Annotated in this window: 25 protein-coding genes; 11 read left to right on the forward strand and 14 right to left on the reverse strand. The window is 66.9% G+C overall.

Features of this window, described 5'->3' with window-relative positions; genetic code table 11:
• Positions 1 to 39 precede the first annotated feature (39 nt).
• From KXR53_RS10285 to KXR53_RS10330, 10 genes are all read left to right on the forward strand, one after another.
• A complete protein-coding gene (locus KXR53_RS10285) occupies positions 40 to 837 on the forward strand; it encodes an ABC transporter permease (protein ID WP_437375035.1) in 798 nt (265 codons plus the stop codon).
• Positions 837 to 1,616 carry an ABC transporter permease gene (locus KXR53_RS10290; RefSeq protein ID WP_437375036.1) on the forward strand — a complete coding sequence of 260 codons (780 nt, stop codon included), beginning with the start codon at positions 837 to 839 and terminating at the stop codon, positions 1,614 to 1,616. Before KXR53_RS10285 ends, KXR53_RS10290 begins: the two co-directional genes overlap by 1 nt.
• Before the next feature lie 11 nt (positions 1,617 to 1,627).
• Entirely contained in the window at positions 1,628 to 2,452 is an 825-nt protein-coding gene (locus tag KXR53_RS10295) for an ABC transporter ATP-binding protein (protein ID WP_437375037.1), read from the forward strand.
• A 50-nt stretch (positions 2,453 to 2,502) separates the two neighbouring features.
• The gene (locus KXR53_RS10300) at positions 2,503 to 3,339 is read left to right on the forward strand and encodes an SDR family NAD(P)-dependent oxidoreductase (protein WP_437375038.1); all 837 of its coding nucleotides are present in this window, start codon (positions 2,503 to 2,505) and stop codon (positions 3,337 to 3,339) included.
• A 77-nt stretch (positions 3,340 to 3,416) separates the two neighbouring features.
• Entirely contained in the window at positions 3,417 to 4,322 is a 906-nt protein-coding gene (locus KXR53_RS10305) for a 3-keto-5-aminohexanoate cleavage protein (RefSeq protein ID WP_437375039.1), read from the forward strand.
• A 64-nt stretch (positions 4,323 to 4,386) separates the two neighbouring features.
• The gene (gene dhaL / locus KXR53_RS10310; RefSeq protein ID WP_437375040.1) at positions 4,387 to 6,165 is read left to right on the forward strand and encodes a dihydroxyacetone kinase subunit DhaL; all 1,779 of its coding nucleotides are present in this window, start codon (positions 4,387 to 4,389) and stop codon (positions 6,163 to 6,165) included.
• Complete coding sequence (locus KXR53_RS10315; RefSeq protein ID WP_437375041.1) at positions 6,165 to 7,064, forward strand: 3-keto-5-aminohexanoate cleavage protein; 900 nt, start codon at positions 6,165 to 6,167, stop codon at positions 7,062 to 7,064. The genes dhaL and KXR53_RS10315 overlap by 1 nt, the downstream gene beginning before the upstream one ends.
• 2 nt (positions 7,065 to 7,066) lie before the next feature.
• A complete protein-coding gene (locus KXR53_RS10320; RefSeq protein WP_437375042.1) occupies positions 7,067 to 7,777 on the forward strand; it encodes an SDR family NAD(P)-dependent oxidoreductase in 711 nt (236 codons plus the stop codon).
• A gap of 47 nt (positions 7,778 to 7,824) precedes the next feature.
• Positions 7,825 to 8,673 (forward strand): fumarylacetoacetate hydrolase family protein, encoded by an 849-nt coding sequence (locus KXR53_RS10325; RefSeq protein WP_437375043.1) that lies wholly within the window; start codon positions 7,825 to 7,827, stop codon positions 8,671 to 8,673.
• A 161-nt stretch (positions 8,674 to 8,834) separates the two neighbouring features.
• Entirely contained in the window at positions 8,835 to 9,737 is a 903-nt protein-coding gene (locus tag KXR53_RS10330) for a LysR family transcriptional regulator (RefSeq protein WP_437375044.1), read from the forward strand.
• On the opposite strand, the gene KXR53_RS10335 is transcribed toward KXR53_RS10330, so the two are convergent.
• The 13 genes from KXR53_RS10335 to KXR53_RS10395 form a co-directional block, all read right to left on the reverse strand.
• Positions 9,697 to 9,975 (reverse strand): DUF2274 domain-containing protein, encoded by a 279-nt coding sequence (locus tag KXR53_RS10335; protein ID WP_437375045.1) that lies wholly within the window; start codon positions 9,973 to 9,975, stop codon positions 9,697 to 9,699. The genes KXR53_RS10330 and KXR53_RS10335 overlap by 41 nt on opposite strands.
• Positions 9,976 to 9,982: 7 nt before the next feature.
• Positions 9,983 to 11,128: a TrbI/VirB10 family protein gene (locus KXR53_RS10340; RefSeq protein WP_437375046.1), complete on the reverse strand. Its 1,146-nt coding sequence runs from the start codon at positions 11,126 to 11,128 to the stop codon at positions 9,983 to 9,985.
• Positions 11,125 to 12,084: a P-type conjugative transfer protein TrbG gene (gene trbG / locus KXR53_RS10345; RefSeq protein ID WP_437375047.1), complete on the reverse strand. Its 960-nt coding sequence runs from the start codon at positions 12,082 to 12,084 to the stop codon at positions 11,125 to 11,127. Before trbG ends, KXR53_RS10340 begins: the two co-directional genes overlap by 4 nt.
• Positions 12,084 to 12,770, reverse strand: a complete 687-nt coding sequence (gene trbF / locus KXR53_RS10350; RefSeq protein WP_437375048.1) for a conjugal transfer protein TrbF — start codon at positions 12,768 to 12,770, stop codon at positions 12,084 to 12,086. The genes trbG and trbF overlap by 1 nt, the downstream gene beginning before the upstream one ends.
• The gene (gene trbL / locus KXR53_RS10355; RefSeq protein WP_437375049.1) at positions 12,767 to 13,987 is read right to left on the reverse strand and encodes a P-type conjugative transfer protein TrbL; all 1,221 of its coding nucleotides are present in this window, start codon (positions 13,985 to 13,987) and stop codon (positions 12,767 to 12,769) included. Before trbL ends, trbF begins: the two co-directional genes overlap by 4 nt.
• Before the next feature lie 3 nt (positions 13,988 to 13,990).
• Positions 13,991 to 14,251, reverse strand: coding sequence for a putative entry exclusion protein TrbK-alt (trbK-alt, locus tag KXR53_RS10360; protein WP_437375050.1), 261 nt, complete (start codon positions 14,249 to 14,251; stop codon positions 13,991 to 13,993).
• 4 nt (positions 14,252 to 14,255) lie between these two features.
• The gene (gene trbJ, locus KXR53_RS10365) at positions 14,256 to 14,987 is read right to left on the reverse strand and encodes a P-type conjugative transfer protein TrbJ (RefSeq protein WP_437375051.1); all 732 of its coding nucleotides are present in this window, start codon (positions 14,985 to 14,987) and stop codon (positions 14,256 to 14,258) included.
• Positions 14,987 to 17,419, reverse strand: coding sequence for a conjugal transfer protein TrbE (gene trbE, locus KXR53_RS10370; protein WP_437375052.1), 2,433 nt, complete (start codon positions 17,417 to 17,419; stop codon positions 14,987 to 14,989). The genes trbJ and trbE overlap by 1 nt, the downstream gene beginning before the upstream one ends.
• A gap of 7 nt (positions 17,420 to 17,426) precedes the next feature.
• Positions 17,427 to 17,690 carry a VirB3 family type IV secretion system protein gene (locus KXR53_RS10375; protein WP_437375053.1) on the reverse strand — a complete coding sequence of 88 codons (264 nt, stop codon included), beginning with the start codon at positions 17,688 to 17,690 and terminating at the stop codon, positions 17,427 to 17,429.
• Complete coding sequence (locus KXR53_RS10380) at positions 17,690 to 18,016, reverse strand: TrbC/VirB2 family protein (protein ID WP_437375054.1); 327 nt, start codon at positions 18,014 to 18,016, stop codon at positions 17,690 to 17,692. The genes KXR53_RS10375 and KXR53_RS10380 overlap by 1 nt, the downstream gene beginning before the upstream one ends.
• Complete coding sequence (trbB, locus tag KXR53_RS10385; protein WP_437375130.1) at positions 18,013 to 19,017, reverse strand: P-type conjugative transfer ATPase TrbB; 1,005 nt, start codon at positions 19,015 to 19,017, stop codon at positions 18,013 to 18,015. The genes KXR53_RS10380 and trbB overlap by 4 nt, the downstream gene beginning before the upstream one ends.
• Before the next feature lie 295 nt (positions 19,018 to 19,312).
• Entirely contained in the window at positions 19,313 to 20,704 is a 1,392-nt protein-coding gene (locus KXR53_RS10390) for an MFS transporter (RefSeq protein ID WP_437375055.1), read from the reverse strand.
• Between the two features lie 243 nt (positions 20,705 to 20,947).
• Entirely contained in the window at positions 20,948 to 21,883 is a 936-nt protein-coding gene (locus KXR53_RS10395; RefSeq protein WP_437375056.1) for a dihydrodipicolinate synthase family protein, read from the reverse strand.
• Positions 21,884 to 22,035: 152 nt separating this feature from the next.
• Between KXR53_RS10395 and KXR53_RS10400 the strand changes: the two genes are divergently transcribed.
• The gene (locus KXR53_RS10400; RefSeq protein ID WP_437375057.1) at positions 22,036 to 23,076 is read left to right on the forward strand and encodes a LacI family DNA-binding transcriptional regulator; all 1,041 of its coding nucleotides are present in this window, start codon (positions 22,036 to 22,038) and stop codon (positions 23,074 to 23,076) included.
• Between the two features lie 110 nt (positions 23,077 to 23,186).
• Here KXR53_RS10400 and KXR53_RS10405 read toward each other — a convergent pair whose 3' ends face one another.
• Positions 23,187 to 23,639: a CopG family transcriptional regulator gene (locus KXR53_RS10405; protein ID WP_437375058.1), complete on the reverse strand. Its 453-nt coding sequence runs from the start codon at positions 23,637 to 23,639 to the stop codon at positions 23,187 to 23,189.
• Positions 23,640 to 23,642 lie beyond the last annotated feature (3 nt).

Here is a 23,642-nt window from a genome sequence, read left to right on the forward strand (position 1 = left end):
GCCGAACAACCAGGGCCGCCTCAGTCGTGGACATCGGCCGTGCGCTCCGTGGGTGCAGAGCCGCTGCTCCTCGCGGCGAGCAATGCCCTGATGAAGGCACTGTTTCTGGCGCTGCCGTTCGTCCTCTGGGAAGGATTCACCAGGAGTGGCGGCATCGGCCCAGAGATTCTGCCACCGCTTTGGCCGACGATGGCGCGAATTGTCGAACTCACAGTCCAAGGCGACATTCCGAACCGCATCGGCGAGACCCTGGCCGGCTGGGCCGCGTCGCTCGGCCTCTCAATCGTCATCGCCCTGCCCATCGGCGTTCTCATCGGCTCCAGCGACTTCGCCTATCGCAGCTCCCGTCTGCTAATTGACGCGCTGCGCAGCGTGCCGCCGCTCGGTCTCATTCCGCTCGCCCTGCTGCTGTTCGGCGCACGCCGCTACACGGAGCTGATGGTGACGGTGCCGACCATGGTCTGGCCCATCATGCTCCAGGTCAGCTACGGCATTCGCGATATTGACCCCATGGTTCTCGAGACAAGCCGGTCGCTCCGCCTCTCGAGTGCCACGAAGGTCCACAGCGTGATCCTGCCGGCGATATTGCCGTATCTCATCACGGGCCTGCGGCTCGCCTCGATCATGGGACTGCTGTTGTGCATCGGGGTCGAGGTGCTGACCCTCGTTCCTGGCGTCGGCTCCGCGATCGCTGTCGCTCAGAGCGTAGGCGCTGTCCTGGATGTCTATGCCTACACACTGACGGCGATCAGCCTCGGTGTGGCGATGACGGTGGTGACATACCTCGTCGAAACAGCGGTCGTACCCTGGAAGCCGGCTTCTAGGGGGCGCGTATGATGGGAAAATGGATCCGCGAGGTCGTCGCCGAAGTGTGGCTGCCATGCCTCGTCGTCCTCCTCTGGTGGCTCACCTCGCTCGACAGCCGGTCGTTGTATTTTCCGCCGCTCGCCGTAATCTTGGAGCGCTTCGGCACGGATTGGGTCTTCGCGCGGTTCAATTCCGATCTCGTGCCGAGCCTGCGCAATCTTGGCGCCGGCTTCGCAATCGGTACAGCGATCGGCGTCTCGCTGGGGGTTGCCCTCGGGCTCTCCAGCATCGCCAGATACGTCATGCCGCTGCTGGAGGTCATGCGGGCCGTCCCGATCATCGCGTTGATCCCGCTGATCATCATGCTGCTCGGGACAGGCGACATCGAGAAGATCGCCATCATCACCTTTGGTGCGGTCTGGCCCGTGCTCCTCAATACGGCGGAGGGCGTGCGCAACATTGACCCGACGCTTCGCGAAGTGACGCGGAGCCTCACGCTAGACAGGCTGGATATCCTGTTCCGCGTCGTCCTGCCGGCGGCGAGCCCACAGATCATCGCCGGGTTGAGGCTCGCCGTGTCAATCGCCCTCGTCGCGACGGTCGGCAGCGAGCTCTTCGCCTCGACCGAGGGCATTGGCTACGTGATCCTCGCCGCGACCCAGGGCTGGGACATGCCCCAGATGTGGGCCGCTCTGCTGATGCTCGGCATCGTCGGTTATGCGCTGAACACCCTCATGACCGTCTTCGAGCGGCGTCTGCTGCGTTGGCACTGGGGTCGGGGTGCCGCCGATCGTTCGGCAACGCGATAAGGGAGAAGACAGTGCTTCGTATTTCCGGCTTGTCCATGAGCTACGGCTCGGGGGATCAGGCGAAGGTCATCTTCCGTGATCTCGACTGCGCCGTCGATCGTGGCGAGGTGGTCTGCCTCGTGGGGCCGTCCGGCGTCGGCAAGTCGACGCTGATGCGGTGCATCGCTGGCCTGGCGAAACCCGTGTCAGGCACGGTCGAACTCAACGGCACGGCGATCGACAGGCCGCACCGCGACGTGGCCCTCGTGTTTCAGGACTACAGCCGCTCGCTCATGCCGTGGCAGCGCGTCCTCGGCAATGTCATCCTGCCGCTGCGCAATCGCGTCGCATCCAAGAAGGAAAGGCAGGCGACGGCGCTCGCCGCGATCGATGCCGTGGGCCTCGGCGGCAACGAGAGCAAATATCCCTGGCAGTTGTCCGGCGGCATGCAGCAGCGCGTGGCGATCGCCAGGGCTATCGCGTGCAAGCCGCGGCTTCTGCTCATGGACGAGCCCTTCGCGTCGGTTGACGCGCAGACGCGGGCAGATCTCGAAGATCTGACTCTCAGGCTTCGCGACCAGCTCGGCATGTCCGTCCTCGTTGTCACCCATGACATCGACGAGTCCGTCTACATGTCCGACCGCGTCGTCGTCTTGAGGGGATCGCCGGCTCGCGTCGTGGAAACCCTTCGGATTTCGCTGCCCGTACCGCGCGATCAGATCACAACCAAGACGGAGCCGATCTTCGCGGAACTGCGGGCGCATATCCTGCGGCAGATCCGCGGCGAGATGGAGACGCCTCAAGTTGAGGTGCCCGCGCCCGAGGCGGCGCCGCTGCGCGTGGCCCGCAACGGCTGAGCGGCTTCCGCCGATCGCACCCGAGACCTTGTCGTGACCCGGAGAGTTTGATGACGGAACGCAAACCGCGTCTTGAAGGAAAGGTGGCCATCGTGACCGGTGCCGGTTCGGTCGGGCCGGGATGGGGCAACGGCAAGGCGGCCGCTGTGCTGTTTGCGCGCGAGGGGGCGAAAGTGATCGCCGTCGACCGCAATACCGAGGCGGCCGAGGAGACGCGCGTCATCATCGCAGCCGAAGGAGGCACCTGCGTCGCCCATGTCGCCGACGTGACCGTCGCGGCAGAGGTTGACGGGATCGTCCGCGCCTGCCTCGCGCATTTCGGCCGTATCGACGTGCTGCACAACAACGTCGGGATCGCTGTTGTCGGTGGGGCCCTGGACACAGCCGAGCAAGATTGGGATCGGGTAATGGCGGTGAACATCAAGAGCATGTTCCTGACCTGCCGCGCGGTCCTTCCCGTAATGCTTGATCAATACTCACGCGAGGGACGGGGCGGCGCCATCGTCAATATCGGCGCGATCGCCGGGCTGCGTTGGACGGGCGTCCCGTTGCTGGCCTATGCCGCCTCGAAGGGCGCGGTCGACCCCTTCACGAAGCAAATCGCCTTGCAATATGCCCGGCAGCGCGTCCGCTGCAATGCGGTGACCGCCGGGTTTCTCGAAACACCCATGATCACGATGCTCAAGGACGCCTACGGCGCCGATGACTTCGCGGAGATGATGGCCAAGCGCAATCGGCAGATCCCCCGCGGCCAGATGGGCACCGGCTGGGATGTTGCCAATGCGGCGCTCTTCCTCGCCTCGGACGACGCCGACTTCATCACCGGACAATCGCTCGTCGTCGATGGCGGCGTGACATCGCAAACCTGGCTCGACTCGAACGCCTAACGGGATAGGCCGCTGGTCTCACCTCCCGGCTTCCGGCGCCCGCCCGGCCGAATCTACTTCGAGAACTGGACAATCAGATGAACAAGAAGCTGATCATAGACGTGCGTATGAACGAATACGCGATGCGGGGCGACAATCCCAATGTTCCGTGGTCGCCTGCGGAAATCGCGGAAGATGCCGCCGAGTGCTACGAGGCCGGGGCTACCTGTGTGCATTTCCACGGTCGGGATGGACGGACCGGAGAGCCGGCCAACAGCATCGAGACCTATGCCGAGACGATCACCCGCATTCGCGAAAGGGCCGGCGACGTGCTCGTCCACTCCACGCTCGGTTACGTCACCCTCACTCCAGCCGAAAGGCGCGTCGACAACGTCCTGCAACTCGCGCGCAACCCGCTGACGCGGCCCGACATCGCTCCGGTCGACATGGGAACCCTTAATGTCGACGTCTACTCCGCCGAGATCAAGAATTTCGTCACCGACGACCTGGTTTTCCACAACCCCACGCGCCTGCTCAAGTATTTCACCGAGCAAATCCAGGCTGCGGGTGTGAAGACCATCCACACCTGCTGGAACATCGGCTGCACGCGGACCGTCCAAGCGTTCATGGAGATGAAGCTGATCAAGGGCCCAGCCTATCTCGCTCTCTTGATGTCGGAGAGTGGCCTGCTCGCGGGCCATCCCGGCAACTACAAAGGGCTCGCGGCCCATCTCGACTTCCTCCCGCAGAACGGGCCCGTCGAATGGACGACCGTGGTCTACCCGGGGAGCATCCAACCCGTCGTCACCATGGCGATCGCCGAAGGCGGCCACCTCTCCTTCGGGCTCGGCGATCACCCGTATCTCGAACTGGGCGGCAAGCCTCGCAACGCAGATATCGTCCGTCACATCATCAAGCTCGCACGCAGCATGGGCCGCGAGATCGCCACGCCCGCCGAGGCACGCGTCATGTTGGGCATTCCGAGGCCGAACTCCGCGGCGTGAGGCGAAATCTCCAGGAGCATTCGGGAACGCGAGAGGCGCGCGAAGCCGCGCCAAAGGACCTGCGATGAAGAAGCTCATCAACGACCCAAAGACCGTCGTAGCCGAGATGCTGGACGGCTTCGTCGCGCTCAATAGCGGGCTCACCCTGCTCGACGGCGAGAACATCGTCTTGCGCGCCGACACGGCCTATGTCGCCGAGCGCGGGGAGGTCGCGCTGATTGCGGGAGGCGGTGCCGGTCACGAGCCAGCGCATGCGGGCTATGTCGGCCCCGGCCTCTTGACCGCGGCCGTTTCCGGCGACGTCTTTTCATCCCCCAGCACAGACGCGGTGCTCGCCGCGATCCGCGCGGTCGCTGGCCCTGCGGGCGTTCTGTTGATCGTGAAAAACTATACCGGCGATCGGCTCAACTTCGGCCTCGCCGCCGAGGTGGCGCGCGCCGAGGGAATCCCCGTCGAGATGGTGCTTGTCGAGGACGATGTCGCGCTCGGGGCGGGTGCCGGCGCTGGCCGGCGGGGCGTCGCCGGCACGGTCCTGGTGCACAAGGTCGCGGGTGCTGCGGCGGCAGCCGGCCTGCCGCTCGTGGCTGTGCGGGCGGAGGCAGCCGCTGCCGCGGCTTCCGTCGGGACGATGGGAGTCGCTGTGTCTCCCTGCACGGTCCCGGGCACGGCCAGCACCAGTTTCGATCTGGCGGCGGACGAGGTCGAACTCGGCCTCGGCATCCATGGCGAAGCCGGCGCGCGACGCGCGCGGCTCAGCTCGGCCGATGACCTGACGGCGGAACTCCTCCAGCAAATTCTTCGCGACCGGGAGATCGTCGCGGGCGACGAGGTTGCCCTCCTCGTGAACAATCTCGGCGGCACGCCGACGATGGAGCTCGGCATCGTGGCGCGCCGGGCGCTCTCGCTCCTCGATGCCTTCGGCATCAAGGCGAGACGCGCCTGGTGCGGGACCTTTCTCACTGCCCTCGACATGCAGGGCTGTTCCTTGTCCCTGATGAAGCTCGGCGAAGGGCGGCTCGCGCGGCTCGACGCGCCGGCGACTGCTGCGGCCTGGCCGGCCACGCCGGCCGGCTGGCCCTCGGGATCCGCGACCCGGCTCAGCCCACGCCGGAAGGACGAGACAGCACCTCCCGATCCGGGCTGCGACCCGCTCGTGAGCGCCATGCGCCGCGCGCTGCTGCACCGGGTAACCGAAGCCGTCAGGCGCGCACAGGATCGGCTGACGGCGCTCGACCAAGCCGTGGGCGACGGCGATCTCGGGCTCGCGCTCGCACGCGGCGCGACCGCCTTGGAACGCGACCTCGTGGACGAGCACTTCACAGAGCCCGCGACAGTCCTGCGGCTGATATCGGCGAGCCTCCGCCGGTCTGTTGGCGGCACGTCCGGGCCACTCTATGCCGTCGCCGCTCTGCGGGCGGCAGAAGCCATCCACGGGCCCCACGCACTGACTGTCACAGCATGGGCGGACGCGTTCGCTGCTGCATGCCGCGGCATTTCCGCGCTCGGCGGCGCGGACGTGGGCGACCGCACGATGCTCGACGCCCTCGTTCCCGCGGCAGCGGCTTTCCGGCAGGCGGCGGAGCGGGGTGGAGCCCTCTCGGAAGCTCTGGGCGAAGCGGTGGCGGCAGCTCGCGAGGGGGCCGCACGCACGGCGACGCTTCAGCCGCGCCGCGGCCGATCGAGCTATCTCGGAGCGCGCGCCGTCGGCCACCCGGACCCAGGAGCCGAAGCGGTCGTCGTCTGGCTGGAAGCCTTGCGGGGCGGGCTGGCGGCGGAAGCCGCGCCGCTTGGTCTCACCGACAAGGAACGCACTCACACCGCCCTCGAATCCGGGAGAGCGTGATGGCAACGCGCAAGGTCATCGTTACGGTGGCGCCGACCGGCGGCTTCGCCATGAAGGCGCACAATCCTCATCTGCCGACCCAGCCGGAGGAGATCGCCGAGGACGTGGTGCGCTGCTTCAACGCGGGCGCCAGCGTCGCCGCCCTTCATGCGCGCAATGCCGACGACAGCGCGACCTGCAATCCGGAGATCTATCGCCGCATCAACCAACTCATTCGTGGACGCTGCGACATCGTCCTCAACAACTCCGGCGGTGGGGGCCTGAACGGCGACATGGCTCGGCCTGTATCCGATGGCTTGTGGGAAGTCGCCTTGGAGGAGCGCATGAAGGCCGCCGATGGCGGTGCCGAGATGGTGACACTGAACGCTATGACCGTGCTCGCGACCCTTGGTGGACGCGATACCCTGCTCACGGCGTCGCCGACGCGCTCTCGGGAATTCGCGCAGCGCCTGCGTGATCGCGGGATCAAGCCGGAATGGGAAGCGTTCAGTCCTGCTCACCTCTTGCAGGACATGCGCACGCTCATCGACGAGGGCCTCGACGAGCCGCCCTATTTCGTCAATCTCTGCCTCGGCCTCCATCATGTCTTCCAGGGTGCTGTCCCCTACTCTCCGAAGATGCTCCAGGTGATGGTGGAGTTCCTGCCATCCCAGTCGCTCTTCACGGTCAGCGCGGCGGGAGACGCGCAACTACCCGCGACCGTGCAGATGCTTCTGCTGGGCGGCCATGTACGGGTCGGCCTCGAGGACAACTTGCACTACCGCCCTGGCGAGCCTGCCACGAACGTTCAACTGGTCGAGCGCATCGTCCGTATCATCCGCGAGCTCGGTATGGAGCCGGCGACGCCCGCCGAAGCCCGCGAGATGCTAGGCCTGCCGCGCCGGCGGCCGGAGGCGTAAGCATGCTCGAGCTCTTCCGAATGGACGGCGAGGTCGCGATCGTCACCGGTGGGGCGAGCGGGATCGGTGCGGCAGTCGCCTCGGCCTTCATTGACGCCGGCGGCACGGTCGAGATCGCGGACATGGCTGGCTCAAGCCCGCTCGACGTGACCGACGAGGCCGCCGTGGAAGGCTTCTTCGCCGATGTGCACCATCGATATGGACGGCTCGACATCCTCGTTAACAACGCCGGGATAGCCGTCCGCCGACCGACGATGGAGCTCGGTGTTGACGAGTGGAACCGAGTCGTCGCAGTCAACATGACCGCAATGTTCATCTGTGCCCGCGCGGCCGCCCGATGGATGATGCCGCAAGGCGGCGGACGCATCGTCAACACCGCCTCCATCATGGGTCTCTCCGGCGGCCTCTATCCGAACGTCTCCTACCAGACCACGAAGGGCGCCATCGTCAATCTCACCCGCGCCCTCTCCGTGGAATGGGCCAAGGTGGGAATACGGGTCAATGCCGTTGCGCCGACCTATGTGCGTACGCCGCTTACCCAGGAGCTGCTCGACCAGATGGATATTCTCCAAGCGATCACGGCCGCGACGCCGATGGGGCGCCTCGCCGAAGCGCAGGAAGTGGCTGCTGCTTTCCTCTATCTCGCAAGCCGGGCCTCAGGGATGGTGACCGGCCATACGCTGCCGGTCGACGGCGGCTTCCTGGCGCGATAACGCGCGATCCGAGGCGGCCCCAAACCGCCCAAGCAGAGATGCTGAAGATGAAGCTTCTTCGCTACGGCCCTCTAGGGCAAGAAAAACCTGGCTTGCTCGATGAAGATGGAAGCATCCGTGACCTCTCGGGCGTTCTGGATGATATCAATGGAAACGCAATCACTCCCGAAGGCCTTGCCAGGTTGAAGGAATTGGAAGGGTCGCGTCTACCAATCGTATCTGGCTCTCCGCGCTATGGCTGTCCCATCGCGAACGTGGGAAAATTCATCGCCGTCGGGCTCAATTATTCGGATCATGCGACGGAAGCAAAATTACCGATTCCAGCCGAACCTGTCTTATTTTCCAAAGCGACCTCCTGCATTCAGGGCCCAAACGACGACATAGTCATTCCACGCCGATCGAAGAAGACGGATTGGGAGGTCGAGCTTGGCGTGGTGATCGGCACACGTGCAGCCTACGTCAGCAAAGAAAACGCCCTCTCCCATGTAGCGGGTTACGTCGTGGTCAATGACGTGTCCGAGCGCGAATACCAGATCGAACGCGGTGGCACCTGGGACAAGGGCAAAGGGTGCGACACGTTCGGTCCGATCGGGCCATGGCTCGTGACTTCGGATGAGATTGGAGATGTTCAAAAGCTGGAGATGTGGCTGGACGTTAACGGCAACCGCATGCAAGCCGGCTCAACGGCGACTATGATCTTCGATGTAAAGACAATAATCAGTTATATCTCCGAATTCATGACCCTGATGCCGGGAGATATTGTCACGACTGGCACGCCGCCGGGAGTTGGCATGGGAATTCAGCCTGAGCCGATCTATCTCAAGGCGGGAGACGTGGTGACACTGGGCATTGAGAAGCTCGGCCAGCAGCGACAAAGATGCCGCGCGTATATGTAGATTTCCACGTGCGTACTTGTCTCTATTGAATGCACTGGGTTTAGCAACAACGCTCATGTGGAAGGAAGAACTCATCAGAACGTTTCATTGAACCCGCAATCCAGTACCTGGAGAGCCTGTTTCTGGGCTCGGGGCATGCGTCGCGCATCCAAGGCGGCACAATGGATCAACCAGACTTCAAAGCGATCAAGTATGTGGTTGCCGTGGCGGAGCATTTGAGCTTCCGCCGTGCGGCAGACGCCTTGAGGATTCGTCAGTCGGCTGTCAGCCGGCAGGTCCGGAAGCTGGAAGAGGTGATCGGGGTCGCGCTCTTCGAGCGCTACTCCGGCGGTCTCCGGCTGACGCATGCAGGACGGACCTTCATTCGCGATGCCCGCTGCATCTTGATGCTACTCGATCAGGCTGTCGGCCGGGCAGACCGAAACGGGAGAGCAGAAGCTGGCTTGCTGACGCTAGGATTTTTCCCGTCGCTGGTTTCCGGTCCGCTCAAGGAGGCACTGCAGCGATTCCGTCGCCTTAGTCCCGGAATCTTGATAGAGACCATGGAGGGAAGCCCCGTCGATCAACTCCAATGGCTGCGGGCCCGGCGTATCGACGCTGGCGTGCTGGCCGGCGGCTACGAGGCATCCGACCTGAAGCAACTCCCGCTTTGGGAGGAGCAGATCTTCGCCGCATTGCCGCAGGACCATGAGCTGGCCGGCGAGGAAACCCTGAACTGGCAAGACCTCCGACGCGAGCACTGGCTTGTCCGGACCTTCGAGAGCGGTGCCGTCGTCTACAATTTCCTGATCGGCAGGATCGCGGCCGACGGGCACATCCCAGCCACATCGCTGCACCTCACCTCGCGGGAGAACGTTCTCGGCCTGGTCGGAGCGGGGTATGGCGTCACCATCGTCCCGGAAACCCTGGTTGGGCTGAACTTTCCCGGCGTTGTGTTCCGCCCGATCACAGGCGAAGGCGCGCTGCTGCCGATCTCGGCGGCCTGGCTCGGCAACAATGACAATCCCGCTCTGCGTCGCTTTCTCAGTCTGCTTCGCCAGGTCCGGACGCCACCTCCGAGGTAGTCCGAGTTGGTTGGTCGGCAGCTCGCCGCGACCGCTTCGCCTTCGCGAATCCCCGATCCGTCGCCATGAACCGCGCCAGCATCGGCGCAACCAGACGAACGGGCTCAATCGCCTGCCCAGTTTCGCGGCCGAGCAGTTCCCCGTAGGCGACGAGATCGCGATGCACCCCCGCCGGCAGCTCGACAGTGAGCTTGACCGGCCGGTCGTCGAGGATCGCACCGAGCTTGAGCTTCGTCATCGTATCCTCACTCCCGGTAGGGCTCGAGCACGAGATCGCGGCTGACCATCACCCGGATCGGGAAGGCCTGCCTGATCCTGATGGTCGGCGGAATGTCGAGATTCCGCCGCACGACCTCCTGACCGACGTCGTTGAGGGTGTCGCTGCCGGCGCGCCGCAGCGCCTGCAGAATTTCGCTCTCGTCATTGCCGGCGCCGAGCTCGGTGCCGACGCCGAGGATCGAGGACAGCGCCGCCGCGGCGAAGAGCCGGCCCCAATGGTGCTCCACCTCGTCCTCGAGCCCGGCATAGCCTTCCGTGTCCGCGCTGGGCAGCCGCTCCAGCACGATCGACCTGCCGTTCGGCAGGATGAGCCGGGTCCAGACCTGGAGCACACTGTCCTGGCCGAACGCCACCCGGCTGTCGTAGGTGCCGACCAGCAGCGACCCCTGTGGGATCAGGAGGAAGCGTCCGGTCGGGCTGTCGTACACGTGCTCCGTCACCCGGGCGATCACCTCACCCGGCCGGTCGGAGCGCAGGCCGGTGACGAGCGCCGCCGCGATGATGGAGCCGGCCTGCAGCACATAGGGCGACGGCGGATCCTGCAGCCGGTCCGAGCTCAACGTCCGGCGGTCGGGCGGAGCGTCCAGGAAAGCCTGCTCCCGATCCTGGGCACCATCGAATGCGGAAGCGGTTGCAGATACATCCGATGGCGCCGAGCCCCCTGCTCTCGCCGACTCCCCGATGCCTCCCTCCCTCTGGCCGGTGCCGACGAACAGCTTGCTGGTCCGCGCCGCCTCCTGCTCCTGGGCGATCCGCTGCAGCAGCGGATCGGGGCCAGGCTGCAGCGGCGGGGTCACGGCCTTGCCCTGCTCCTGCGCCCGCAGGATCGGCCGGCCGAGATCCCCGGGGAGCGGTGGCCCCAGCTGCGGCACGCCGGTGTAGTCCGTCGGCAGTGCCGCCAAGCCATCGGTGGTGGTCTTCGTGTCGGTGCTGTAGAGCTCCTGCTGCGGCTCGGCCCGGCGGCGGCTGTCAAGCGCCCAGACCAGCGCGCCGAGCACGGCGAGGCCGGCCAGGCCGGCGGCGCCGACCAGCACCTTGCGTGACAGCCGGGTGACCCGCGGCCGCTCGGGATGCAGGCGCAGCGCCGCCTTGAGCTCGGCCTCGCCGGTCATCGCGCATCGGTCCGGACGATCCGGACCACCTGCTGGTCCTTCGCGCCGAGCCGCAGCTCGGCCGCGGCGAAGAGCCGGTCGACGATGTAATAGTTCTGCCGGACACGATAGTTGACGAGCTGGCTGTCGCCCTCGGCGCCGATGACGAAGAGCGGCGGCATCTCGCCCTGGCCGATGCCGCGCGGGAACTCGATATAGACCTTGGCACCGTCGTCGAAGGCCTGGGCGGGTCGCCAGGGCGGATCGTCGCCCTCGATCCGGTAGCGGAAGCGCAGGCGGGTGAGGTCGACGCCGGTCGCAACCGGCGCCGCGGCTTCGGCCTCGGCGTTGCGGCGGCGCAGCGCGATCAGCTCATCCTCCGGATACTGCCAGGACACTGCCGCCATGTAGGTCGACGGAGTCGAACGCAGCTCGAGCAGATAGGTCCGCCGGTCGGTGTTGATCACGAGGTTGGTGACGAGGTCCGGCCGGGTCGGCTTGACGAGGATGTGGACCCGGCGCGTCGTCCCCGCCCCGCTCTCGGTGTCGCCGACGATCCAGCGCACCGTGTCACCGGCCGCCACCGGCCCCGAGCCGACCAGCTGCTCGCCCGGCTCGAGCGCGATGTCGGTGACCTGCCCGGGCGCCGTGTAGACCTGGTACAGCGCCCCGGCGGAATAGGGATAGACCTGCACGGCATTGATGTAGCCGTCGCGGCTCGGCTGCATCCGCGCCGCGGCATTGGCCCGGCTCACCCGCTCCTTCGGATCGGCCGGCTCCGGCGGCGCCCGGCGGGCGCCGAACAGCGGCTTCAGCTGTCCCGGCAGCGGCAAGGGCTTCGGCAGCTCGACGACCTGGACCGGCTTCGGCGGCTCGGGCAGCCGCACCGCCTCGACCGGCTCGTCGTAGCGGGTCGAGGGCGGCTTGCTCGAACAGGCGGCGACTGGAAGAAGGGCGAGGACCAGGAGGAGGCGCATCAGCCGAGCTCCTTCGACCAGTTGATGGCGTTGACATAGATGCCAAGCGGGTTGCGGCGCAGCCGGTCGGCGTCGCGCGGCGGCTCGATCACGATGGTGAGGATGGCGGTCCAGCGCTCGGTCGCCGCCAGGCTGCCGTTCTCGTAGCGGCGCTCGACCCAGGCGATGCGGAAGCTGTCGTCCGAGGCGCGGATCACGCTCGACACCTCGACCGCGACCTGCTGGCGGCCGACCTTGCCGAAGGGATCGTTTGCCCTGGCGTAGTCGTTGAGCGCCACGGCGCCGCGGTCGGTCACGAAGTCGTAGGCGCGCAGCCAGGCCTGCCGCACCACCACGGGATCGGCCGGGAGCCCGCGCACGTCCTCGACGAAGCGGGCGAGATGCCAGGCGATCTGCGGATCGGTCGGACGGTAGCCGGCCGCGGCCGGCGCCACCGCCTGGGTCTGGCCGAGGCGGTCGACCTCGACCACCCAGGGCACCACGGTGCCGCGCGCCGCCTGCCACAGGAGCCCGGTGCCGAGGCCGCCAGCGAGCATCAGGCAGCCGAAGGCCATGAGCCGCCAGTTGCGGGCTTGGACCCGGGCCGAGCCAATGCGCTCGTCCCAGAGCTGCGCCGCCTTCTGGTACGGCGTCTCGGGCTCGGGCGTGCGGCCGTAGCGGACGGAGGAGCGGCGGAACGGGTTCATCGATCCTCCTCGGCGAGCGGCACCGAGGCCGAGCCGCCGCCATGGTCGCTGGAGCGGACGGTGTGGACCGCGGCGGAGACGCCATGCCGGACAGCCTCGCTGTGCTTCAGCCGCTGCGCCCAGCCCGGCGCCGTGCCGGCCGGTCCGGACGGCTGCGACGGACGGGTCGGCGGCACGGCCGGCGCGCCGCCGCCTGGCGATGCCCCTCCTCCGCCACTGCCCAGCGTCCGGAACTTGCGAGCGAGCTCGGCCCTGCCGGCGATCTGCCGCTCGACCGCGAGCGTGCCGGTGAAGCGGCCGCTGGCGGCGCCGAGCCGGGCCGCAGCCGAGACGGCGCCGGTCGCCGCCATGCCGCCAGCCACGGCGAGGCCGCCCGCGGCGAGCGCGGTGCCGGCCGCGGCGCCGGCGCCGAGCTGCGGCGCGCCGGAGACGAGACCGGTGGCGATGCCCGGCCCGAACAGCCCGAGGCCGAGCAGCGACAGCGCGGCGAGCACGAGCGCCAGCGCATCCTCCAGCGTCGGCTGCGCCTCGCCGAAGCCGCGGGTGAACTCGCCGAAGAGGCCGGTGCCGATGCCGACGATGACGGCCAGCACCAAGACCTTCACGCCCGAGGCGACGATATTGCCCAGCACCTTCTCGGCCAGGAAGGCGGTCTTGTTGAACAGGCCGAAGGGGATGAGGACGAAGCCGGCCAGCGTCGTGATCTTGAACTCGATCAGGGTGACGAAGAGCTGCACCGCCAGCAGGAAGAAGGCGACCAGCACCACCAGCCAGGCGATCAGCAGCACGAAGATCTGGATGAAGTTGTCGAAGAAGGAGACGAAGCCCATGAGCTGGCCTGCGGCCTCGAGGATCGGCCGCCCCGCGTCGAGCCCGACCCGGGCGAGCCGGCCCGGTTGCAGGAACTCGGCCTGGCCGATCGACGAGCCCGCGGCCTTGAGGCCGAGGCCCGCGAAGCTCTCGAAGACGATGCGGGCGAGGCCGTTGAAGTTGCCGATCAGGAAGGCGAAGAGGCCGATGTAGAGCGTCTTGCGGATCAGCCGGGCGAGCACGTCCTCCTCGGCGGCGAGCGCCCAGAACAGGCCGGCGAGCGTGATGTCGATCGCGATTAAGGTCGAGGACAGGAAGGTGACCTCGCCGCGCAGCAGGCCGAACCCGGAGTCGATGTACCGGGTGAAGACCTCGAGAAAGCGGTCGATGACGCCAATCCCGCCCATGGCTCAGCGCTCCCCGCCGCCCGTGCCGAGGAAGCGCTCGCGGACCTTGGCCCAGGCGGCCCGGCAGCCGGGATCGTCGGCCGCGGCGAGGTCGAGCGACCGACAGCGGGCGAGCTCGGCCGAGACATCGTCCGTCCGCTCAGGCACGACGCGCGAGACCGGCACCGGCGCCTCAGCCTCGCGATGGGCCGCGATCGCCGTCGCCAGAAGCGCGGCGCCGAGCAGGGCGAGGGCGGCCGCCCGGAAGATGGTCCGCGGCTCCATGGCGTCACTCATGGAACATGCTGACGGCCGAGGGCTGGTAGCCGATGCCCTCGGCCAGGAAGCGCCGGCGCTGCTCCTCGGCCTGCTGCTCGGCCGCGGCCTGGCGAGCCTGCTCCAGAGCCTGCGCCCGGCCCTGGGCCGCGAGCAGCGCCGTGAGGTCCGCCAGCTGTTTTGTCTGCACGGCCAGCAGCTGGTTGCCGGCCTGGGTCGCCTGCAGCACGCCGACCGCCCCCTGGCTGGCGTCGACCAGCGTACTCGTCTCCGCCTGGGTCGCCGGCAGCTCGTTGACCACCCCGGCGCCCACGGTGAGCGCGTGCTGGAAGGCCGAGACCGAATTCTGCCAGCGCTGGCGGGCGCCCGCGATCAGCTGCTGGTCGCTGAGATCGGATCCGAGATCCCGGTACTGCCGGAAGGCGTCCTCGATCGCCTCGACGTCATAGGCGATGCGGTCGGCCTGGCGCAGCAGGCCGTGGATCTCGGAGAAGGAGCCCTGGATCTCGCCGAGCACCGAGGTCGGCAGCGAGGCAAGCTGCCGGGCCTGGTTGATCAGCATCTGCGCCTCGTTCTGCAGGCTCGTGACCTGGTTCTGGATCTGCTCCAGCGCCCGGGCGGCCGAGAGCAGGTTCTCGCTGTAGTTCCTCGGGTCGAACACGATCCAGGCCGCATCGGACCGGGAGGCCGGCAGCGACAGCAGAGCGCCGACGATCAGCGCGGCGCGAAGGCGATGATGGGTCATCAGGCAGGCTCCGGGGCAAAGCTGGGGAGAAGGTCGGCCGCCCAGGCGACGCCGCGGCGGCGAAGCCAGGCTTCGGCGAAGCCGGCGCGGCCGTGTGCGGCCAGGGTGTCGGCGATGGCGGCCTGGTCGGACTTCGATGAGGCGGCGCAGAAGGCGAGCGCGGCCTCGCCGAGACCGAGTTCGAACAGGCGGTTGCCGCGCCGCGACTGGCAGTAATAGTCGCGCTTCGGCGTCGCGCGGGCGACGATCTCGATCTGCCGGTCGTTGAGGCCGAAGCGTCGATAAATCGCGGCGATCTGCGGCTCGATCGCCCGCTCGTTCGGCAGAAAGAGGCGCGTCGGGCAGCTCTCGACGATCGCCGGGGCGATGGCGCTGGTCTCGATGTCGGCGAGCGACTGGGTCGCGAACACCACGGCCGCGTTCTTCTTGCGCAGGGTCTTCAGCCATTCGCGCAGCTGCGCCCCGAAGCTGGCGTCGTCCAGGGCGAGCCAGCCCTCGTCGATCAGGATCAGGGTCGGCTTTCCGTCGAGGCGCCGGTCGATGCGGTGGAACAGATAGGCCAGCACGGCGCGGGCGGCGCCGGTGCCGATCAGCCCCTCGGTCTCGAAGGCCTGGACGTCGGCATCGCCGAGGCGCTCGGCCTCGCCGTCGAGCAGCCGGCCATAGGGCCCGCCGAGGCAGTAGGGTTGGAGCGCCCGCTTCAGCACCGCGGACTGCAGCAGCACCGCAAGGCCGGTGAGGGTCCGCTCGGACACCGGCGCCGAGGCCAACGAGCTGAGAGCCGTCCAGATATGCTCCTTGTCCTCGGGGCCGACCGCCAGCCCCTCCCCTAGCAGGATTCCGGCCACCCACTCCGCCGCCCAACCGCGCTCTGCCCCGTCGTCGATGCCGGCGAGGGGCTGCAGCATTACGGCGTCCCCAGCCTCGTCAGAGAGACCACCGCCAAGGTCGTGCCAGTCGCCGCCCATGGCGAGGCAGGCGGCGCGGATCGAGCCGCCGAAGTCGAAGGGGAAGACCCGAGCCCCGGCGTAGCGCCGGAACTGCAGCGCCATCAGCGCGAGCAGAACGCTCTTGCCGGCGCCGGTCGGGCCGATCACCAGCGTGTGGCCGACATCTCCGACGTGGAGGGCGAAGCGGAACGGGGTCGAGCCCTCGGTCCGGCCGTAGAACAGCGGCGGGCCGTCGAGATGGGCGTCTCGCTCGGGCCCGGCCCAGACCGCCGACAGTGGGATCATGTGGGCGAGGTTGAGGGTCGAGACCGGCGGCTGCCGGACATTGGCGTAGACCTGGCCCGGCAGGCTGCCGAGCCAGGCCTCGACCGCGTTGACCGTCTCGGCGATGCAGGTGAAGTCGCGGCCCTGGATCACCTTCTCGGCCAACCGCAGCTTCTCCGCCGCAACGCCCGGGTCCTCGTCCCAGACCGTGATGGTCGCGGTGACATAGGCCTGGCCGATCGCGTCGGTGCCGAGCTCCTGCAGCGCGGCGTCGGCGTCCATCGCCTTGTTGTGGGCGTCGGTGTCGACCAGCGCCGAGGCCTCGTTGGTCATCACCTCCTTCAGGATCGCCGCCACCGACTTGCGCTTGGCGAACCACTGCCGGCGGATCCGGGTCAGGAGCCGGACGGCATCGATCTTGTCGAGGCAGATCGCCCGGGTCGACCAGCGATAGGGGAAGGCGAGGCCGTTGAGGTCGTCGAGGATTCCGGGGAAGGTCGCGCCCGGGAAGCCGATGACGGTTAGCGTCCTGAGATGCGCCGCGCCGAGCCGCGGCTCGAGCCCGCCGACGAGCGGCTCGTCGGCCAGGAGCGCGTCGAGATGCATCGGCGCCTCGGGCACGGCGACAAGCTGCCGCCGGGTCGAGACGCAGGCGTGGAGATAGGAGAGCGTCTCCGCATCGTCGAGCCAGGCCGCCTCGGGCACGAAGCCCTCGGTCAGCTGCAGGATGCGGCCGGTGCGGTCGACGAAGCCGCGCAACAGCTCCCAGGGATCGACGCCGCCACGGGCGCGGCCCTCGTAGAGCCAGGACTCGATGCGCGACGTCTCCTCGGCCGGCGGCAGCCAGACGAAGGTCAGGACATACGCGCTCTCGAAGTGGCTGCCCGCCTCCTCGAACTGTGCCTTCCGCTCGGCGTCGACTAGGGCCGAGACCGGGTCGGGGAAGCGGCTCTCGGGGTAGCTCTCGGCCGGCTGCCGGCGAGCTTCGGCGAAGATCGCCCAGCCGGAGCCGAGGCGGCGCAGCGCGTTGTTGAGCCGCGCAGCGGCGCCGATTAGCTCGGCCGGGGTGGCGGAGTCGAGGTCGGGTCCGCGGAACCGGGCGCTGCGCTGGAAGCTGCCATCCTTGTTCAGCACCACGCCCGGCGCGACCAGCGCCGCCCAGGGCAGGACGTCGGCGAGATGGGCGGACCGCTTGCGGTATTCGGCGAGATTGAGCATCGCCGCCTCACACCGAGAGGTACGGCGGGTAGCGCAGATGCCGGCGCACCACCTCGACGAACCAGGGGTCGCGCTTGGCCGCCCAGACCGCGGCGGCGTGGCCGACGAGCCAGAGCACGACGCCGGCGATCCAGAGACGCAGGCCGAGGCCGATCGTGGCCGCCAGCGTGCCATTGGCGATGGCGACGGCGCGCGGGGCGCCGCCGAGCAGGATCGGCTCGGTCAGCGCCCGGTGCACCGGCACCTGGAAGCCGGGGACGGGCTCGGTCATCAGACGAGCGCCCCGCCGCCAAAGGAGAAGAAGCTGAGGAAGAAGCTCGAGGCGGCGAAGGCGATCGACAGGCCGAAGATGATCTGGATCAGCCTCCTGAAGCCGCCCGAGGTGTCGCCGAAGGCGAGCGTCAGGCCGGTGACGATGATGATGATCACCGAGATGATCTTGGCGACCGGTCCCTCGACCGATTCCAGGATCTGCTGCAGCGGCTGCTCCCAGGGCATGCCCGACCCGGCGGCGTGCGCCGGCATGGCTGCGAGCGTGAACCCAGCAAATCCGAGGGCACTGAATACTCCACGAAGACGAGTGAACGAGATGGTCACGGCCGGACTCCTGGCGGGATGAGGTCGTCGGGATCGGGGGCGGCGGAGGCGAGGCGATAGTCGCCGGCCTCGGACAGGCCGCGGAGCTCGGCGAGGTCGACGAGCCGGCGCTGGGCGCCGCGGCCGGCGAGGACGGCGATCAGATCGATGGTCTCGGCGATCAGCGCCCGCGGCACGGTGACCACCGCCTCCTGGATCAGCTGCTCGAGGCGGCGCAGCGCGCCGAGCGCCGAGCCGGCGTGGATGGTGCCGATGCCGCCCGGATGGCCGGTGCCCCAGGCCTTCAGGAGGTCGAGCGCCTCGGATCCCCTTACCTCGCCGATCGGAATGCGGTCGGGACGCAGGCGGAGGGAGGAGCGGACGAGGTCTGAAAGCGAGGCGACGCCGTCCTTGGTGCGCAGCGCCACCAGGTTCGGGGCGGTGCATTGCAGCTCGCGGGTGTCCTCGATCAGCACCACGCGGTCGCCGGTCTTCGCCACTTCGGCGAGGAGCGCGTTGACTAGCGTGGTCTTGCCGGTCGAGGTGCCGCCGGCGACGAGGATGTTGCGGCGCTCGGCGACGGCCCGGCGCAGCGCCTCGGCCTGGCCCGGGCGCATGATCCCGGCGGCGACGTAGTCGTCGAGGGTGAAGACGGCGACGGCCGGCTTGCGGATGGCGAAGGCCGGCGCCGCCACGACCGGCGGTAGCAGCCCCTCGAAGCGCTCGCCGGTCTCCGGCAACTCGGCCGAGACCCGCGGCGCCCGGGCATGCACCTCGGCGCCGACATGATGGGCGACGACCCGGACGATGCGCTCGCCGTCAGCCGGCGACAACCATTCACCGGTGTCGGCGAGGCCGTCTGTCAGACGGTCGACCCAGAGCCGGCCGTCCGGGTTGAGCAACACCTCGATGATCGCCGGATCGTCCAGCCACGCTGCAATCGCCGGCCCGAGCGCGGTCCGCAGCATGCGCGCGCCGCGGGAGGCCGCTTCCGCGCTGTCCGGGATTGCTGCCACCGTGATCCCCTCTCCTGGCGGCCGCACTACGCGGCCGGCGAGCTGGGATGATTAGAAGATGCAGAATCCGCCGGAACGCAACAAGCGGGACGGAAGCGTAGGGCTATAGCGTGGAAAGACAAGAGATCGACTGAGGCTCTGAAATCAGATCGACAGCGATGAAGCGAGCTGCCAGCCCCGTCTTACGCCGCGGGGAAGCGTGGATCGTCAGCGCCGGGGTCCTGTGAGCTCGATTGTCGATATCGGGCCTCAGCGACGAACACGTTTCAGCAGGACAGCGGAGAATGTCGGCACACAATCGTTACGGTGAAAGCTCTTCAAGGATCCGACCCTTGGTTTCGATCGCGAACACAGCGGTCACAATTGCGCCAATGGCAAGCACGAGAGCGAAGGCTGCAAACACGAACTGGATGCCGGCATATCCCATCAGAGTGCCGACGATGATGGGACCGGAGGACGACCCAAGCCGAAGCCAGGCACTCCCGAGCCCGGTGCCGAGGGCCCGGAGCCGCGTCGGATAGAGCTCGGCCGAGTAGAGATAAAGGGAGAACGTGATCGTCTGAACGATGGCATAGGCCAAGCCAGCAAGTATGAGGACCTCTTCGGGGGAGGTGGCGCCGAGAACGGCAAGCGCAAGAAGCGGGATGGGCGCCGCAATGAAGGCCGCGGTGTACCAGCGCTTCCGGCCAATCTTGTCGATCAGGAGCGCACAGCTGACAGAGGCGACCACGCCGGCCACTGAGGTCAGGAGACCGTAGAGGAGGCTCGTTTCCAACGGCAGGTTGAAGGTCTGGCGGTACAGCGTCGGCAGCCACGCAATCATCCCATTGGCGACCAGATAGGAGCAGAACCACATGGCCCAAATGGTCAGGGTGCGGCGTCGATAGATTCCGGTGAACAGCTCTCGCCAATGCGAGCGGCCCGCCGTCCCCATGACGATCGGCTTCGGCTCAGCCAGTGTGTGGCCCGCGGCCGCCGCGCTCTTTTCCAAATCGGTGACAATCCGGTCGGCCTCATCGTAGCGGCCCTTGGAAGCAAGCCAACGCGGTGATTCCTTCATGAAGAAGCGGAGGGGAATGAGGATTGCGGCCGGCACGAGGCCGACTAGGAACATGGCCTGCCAGCCATAGACCGGCACAAGGGCCCGGGCGATCAGGCCGGCCCCGACCAAGCCGAGAAGGAACATCACTTCATAGAGCAGGAAAAAGCGGCCGCGCCCCTTCGAGCCGATGTACTCGTTGATGTAGGCACTCGCCACCGGCACTTCGCCGCCCGTACCGATGCCCTGGATGAAGCGGAACACCATCATGGACGCTGCCCCCCAGGCGAACAGGCAGGCGATGTCCATGCTCACGAAAAGCAGGATGGTGAAGAGGAGCACACTCAAACGACCGATGCGCTCTGCCAGCCAACCGAACAGGATCGCACCGAAAAGCTGTCCGACATAACCCATAGACAGGATCATGCCGGTCTGCTCGGGCTTCAGGCCCCATTCCTGAACCAGGACGGGCATAGCATAGGCAATTGCTATTACGGTGTAGCCATCGAAGAAGGTGGCTGCTCCGATAATGTTGCGTGTCCAGAAGACTCGCTTGGTGATCGGAAGACGCTCCAGACGGGCGCTGATATCTGCCTGGCCGTCGAGCGCGGTGGCTACGCGATCGTTCGGCCGTGACGGCGCCTCCATAAGCATTGCGTTTCCTCCAAGTTGAGATTCGTTGATTCTACTGAAGGGCTGTGATCTTTCGGGCGCGCCGGTGTTTCCGAGAGACCCTTTGCTCAAGCGGCCTCTGCGTTTCGAAGCCGGCAACAAGTCTCACGCACCAAGCTGACAGGATCTCAGCAGCGGAATTGGGCGTGCCTCATTCCATTTCGCTAGCCGATCTGCCGGAAGCGGTCCGGACCTGCAGTTCGGGACGCTTCCGGCCGGACGGCATCAGGCGGCTTTGGCTTCGATCAGGCCGGCAGCTGTGAGCGCGGTCCGGATTTCCTCCTCAGCGCCCGGTCCGAGCGGCATGAGCGGCGAGCGGATGTGAGCCTCTCTAATGAGGCCTCGGGCCTTCAGCCCCAGCTTGAGGGCCACGGTGCCCTCCATGTGCGAACCACGATGATAGACGGCCTTGGTGACTGGGAGGAGCCGATCATGGAAGGCGCGTGCTGCGTTGTAGTCGCGCGCCTTGGCGGCGGCGAGATATTGGACCAGCGGCTCGGGCGCGAGGCTGCCGTACCCCACCAGAAGGCCATCGACGTCGAACATGGTCGGCAGCAGCCACTCGTCATGGCAGGACAGGATCTGCAGCTCCGGGAAAGCCTTGCGCAACTCGGGAATCTCCGTGTCCCACCGCTTCATGTTGCGCACGCCGTTCTTGGTGGCAATCACGCCCGGCTGGGCCGCAATCTCGAGTTGGGTTTGCAGATCGTAGGACGCCTTCGTGGCGTCTGGATACTGGAACAGGATGCACTGAAGCCCGGAGGCTTCGTGGATTGCCCTGTAGCGATCCTGCGGCGCGCCCTTCTGGTAGCCGAACCGCAGCCAGCCATGATTGGGATAGACGAGGGCCCCAGTGGCGCCTGCATCGGCGGCGCGCTTGGCTTCGATTGCGGCCACCTTCGTGCCCTCGCCGGTGATGCCGGCGATGATCGGAACCTTGTGCCCGGCTGCCTCCACATAGGTCCGGATGAGGGCGACCTGCTCATCTGAGGTCAGGAACGTGCCTTCGCCGGCATGGCCGAGAATCACGAGGCTCTTGACGCCTTCGATGGACGTCAGCCAGCGGGCCAGTGCTGCATTGGCTGGATGATCTACTGAACCGTCGGCGGCAAAGACCGTGACGGGCGCTGGGTTAATGCCACGCAAATTCATGATGGCCATTGGTTTCTCTCCCTCGATGACCTGCTTGAGCCCGCTGACGGTCGTCTGGGAACGATTGCGGGAACGTTTGCAGTAACGTTCCCGAGGTTGAGCTTGAGGCTTTGCTCGGTCAAGCGCTAAATGCTTGTGAAGAGTCCGAGAGGGAGAGAGGCGTGTTTCAGGATGCCGACGCGCAGGAACGGCTGGTCCGCGTCACGCTTCATGACGTTGCCGCAGCTGCAGGCGTGTCCAAGTCCACGGTGTCGCGAATTCTCGACGAGCGGCTGCCGCGTTCGGATAGCGAGACCGCGCGACGTGTCAGGGAAATCGCGGCCAGGCTCGGCTACGTCCGTGATGTATCAGCCGCCAGTCTCCGGCGAGGCAAGACGAACACGATAGGCGTCATTGTCCCTCGCCTGACCGATACCGTGATGGCCATGCTCTATGAAGCTCTGGCCCACGCCTGCGCCCGATCGAAGCGGTTCGCAATCGTCGCGACGACCGATGATCAGCCGAAAGCCGACCGAACCGCTGCCCGCACACTGCTTCAGCGCGGGGTAGACGGCCTAGTTCTCTCGACAGCGAGGGAAGATGATGACTTCCCAAGCGAATTAGCTGACCTCGGCGTTCCGTACGTTCTTGCGCTGCGCACCGACGGCAAAAGCCTCTCGTCCGTGGGTGACGACCAGCTGGGTGGCTATCTCGCGACGCGGCATCTGCTCGATCTCGGTCACCGCCGCATCGCGATCATTGCGGGCCCCACCTACGCGTCGAGCAGCCGCGGTCGCCTGGAGGGTTATCGCCGGGCTCTTGCGGAAGCGGGCGCGATTTCCGATCCGGCATTGATCGTGGAGTCCACATTCGGCATCGATTCCGGGGCCGTCGCAATGGAGCGCTTGCTGGAGTTGAACCCCTTGCCGACCGCAGTCTTCGCGGTCAATGACAACACGGCGATTGGTGCGCTTTCCGCGATCGCCAGGATGGGGCTGCCCGTTCCAGAGGCCATATCAGTCGTCGGATACAACGATATTCCGCTGGTGAGCCGCCTTCCTGTTCCCCTCACGACCGTGCGTGTTCCGTTCGACCAGATAGCCGTTGCCGCCCTTGAGCTTCTTTCCGATGGTCCGGCATCGGACAACTGCCGGATCAGGGTCGCCACACCAACTCTCATCCCCCGGAGGTCGACGGCAAGTCCTCGGGCGGACGCAGACTGACATGCACCGTGGTGGGTATGGCGCACCCGAGATTCTCATCTTAGATCCGAAGCCGAGGCAAAGGAGCTAGGTCGCTACAACTAACGGCTTCGAGGAGGAACTGATCGTCCTCATGCATTGTTTGAGGTGTTGCTGCTCCCAGTTTTCAGGGCGTTGTCCCCGTTGATCATTTCAGTCGAAATCTCCTGGAGCAGCCCCCTCCCCTTGGCGAGCCGCTGTCCGAGCGTCTCGACGAAATCCTGGTATCGCTCCCGTCCCTTTGCCTGCGCGGCCGCCTGCGCCTCGCTCGGCAGGGGCGGCGTGACGGTGAGCCAGAAGCGCACAAACAGCGCGAGCGCCTCAACCGAGATCCCGACGTCACGCTCCAGCCGCTCGATCTGTCGCGACAATCGGTCGAGGCGACGGGTGAAGGCAGCCTCCTGCTGTTCCGCCCCGTCCGGCGACAGAAAGGACGCGACCGCGGCCTCGATAATCGAGGAGCGCGACAGCCGCTTGCGGTCGGCGAGGTCCTCGATCCTGCGCAGGAGGTCGGGCGAGAAGTAGACGTTCAGTCTGGTCTTCATCGG

Origin of the sequence: Inquilinus limosus (assembly GCF_051487185.1) — a bacterium.
Classification (GTDB): domain Bacteria; phylum Pseudomonadota; class Alphaproteobacteria; order DSM-16000; family Inquilinaceae; genus Inquilinus; species Inquilinus limosus_F.

Coding starts and splice junctions, on each gene's coding strand:
- trbL (WP_437375049.1), bottom strand. CDS start 13,987: ATGGGCGGGATTGGCGTCATCGACCGCTTTCTCGAGGTCTTCACCCGG.
- KXR53_RS10300 (WP_437375038.1), top strand. CDS start 2,503: ATGACGGAACGCAAACCGCGTCTTGAAGGAAAGGTGGCCATCGTGACC.
- KXR53_RS10335 (WP_437375045.1), bottom strand. CDS start 9,975: ATGACGAAGCTCAAGCTCGGTGCGATCCTCGACGACCGGCCGGTCAAG.
- KXR53_RS10325 (WP_437375043.1), top strand. CDS start 7,825: ATGAAGCTTCTTCGCTACGGCCCTCTAGGGCAAGAAAAACCTGGCTTG.
- trbK-alt (WP_437375050.1), bottom strand. CDS start 14,251: ATGGAGCCGCGGACCATCTTCCGGGCGGCCGCCCTCGCCCTGCTCGGC.
- trbG (WP_437375047.1), bottom strand. CDS start 12,084: ATGCGCCTCCTCCTGGTCCTCGCCCTTCTTCCAGTCGCCGCCTGTTCG.
- trbF (WP_437375048.1), bottom strand. CDS start 12,770: ATGAACCCGTTCCGCCGCTCCTCCGTCCGCTACGGCCGCACGCCCGAG.
- KXR53_RS10395 (WP_437375056.1), bottom strand. CDS start 21,883: ATGGCCATCATGAATTTGCGTGGCATTAACCCAGCGCCCGTCACGGTC.
- KXR53_RS10375 (WP_437375053.1), bottom strand. CDS start 17,690: ATGACCGAGCCCGTCCCCGGCTTCCAGGTGCCGGTGCACCGGGCGCTG.
- KXR53_RS10330 (WP_437375044.1), top strand. CDS start 8,835: ATGGATCAACCAGACTTCAAAGCGATCAAGTATGTGGTTGCCGTGGCG.
- KXR53_RS10405 (WP_437375058.1), bottom strand. CDS start 23,639: ATGAAGACCAGACTGAACGTCTACTTCTCGCCCGACCTCCTGCGCAGG.
- dhaL (WP_437375040.1), top strand. CDS start 4,387: ATGAAGAAGCTCATCAACGACCCAAAGACCGTCGTAGCCGAGATGCTG.
- KXR53_RS10290 (WP_437375036.1), top strand. CDS start 837: ATGGGAAAATGGATCCGCGAGGTCGTCGCCGAAGTGTGGCTGCCATGC.
- KXR53_RS10305 (WP_437375039.1), top strand. CDS start 3,417: ATGAACAAGAAGCTGATCATAGACGTGCGTATGAACGAATACGCGATG.
- KXR53_RS10320 (WP_437375042.1), top strand. CDS start 7,067: ATGCTCGAGCTCTTCCGAATGGACGGCGAGGTCGCGATCGTCACCGGT.
- trbE (WP_437375052.1), bottom strand. CDS start 17,419: ATGCTCAATCTCGCCGAATACCGCAAGCGGTCCGCCCATCTCGCCGAC.
- KXR53_RS10315 (WP_437375041.1), top strand. CDS start 6,165: ATGGCAACGCGCAAGGTCATCGTTACGGTGGCGCCGACCGGCGGCTTC.
- KXR53_RS10340 (WP_437375046.1), bottom strand. CDS start 11,128: ATGACCGGCGAGGCCGAGCTCAAGGCGGCGCTGCGCCTGCATCCCGAG.
- KXR53_RS10390 (WP_437375055.1), bottom strand. CDS start 20,704: ATGCTTATGGAGGCGCCGTCACGGCCGAACGATCGCGTAGCCACCGCG.
- trbJ (WP_437375051.1), bottom strand. CDS start 14,987: ATGACCCATCATCGCCTTCGCGCCGCGCTGATCGTCGGCGCTCTGCTG.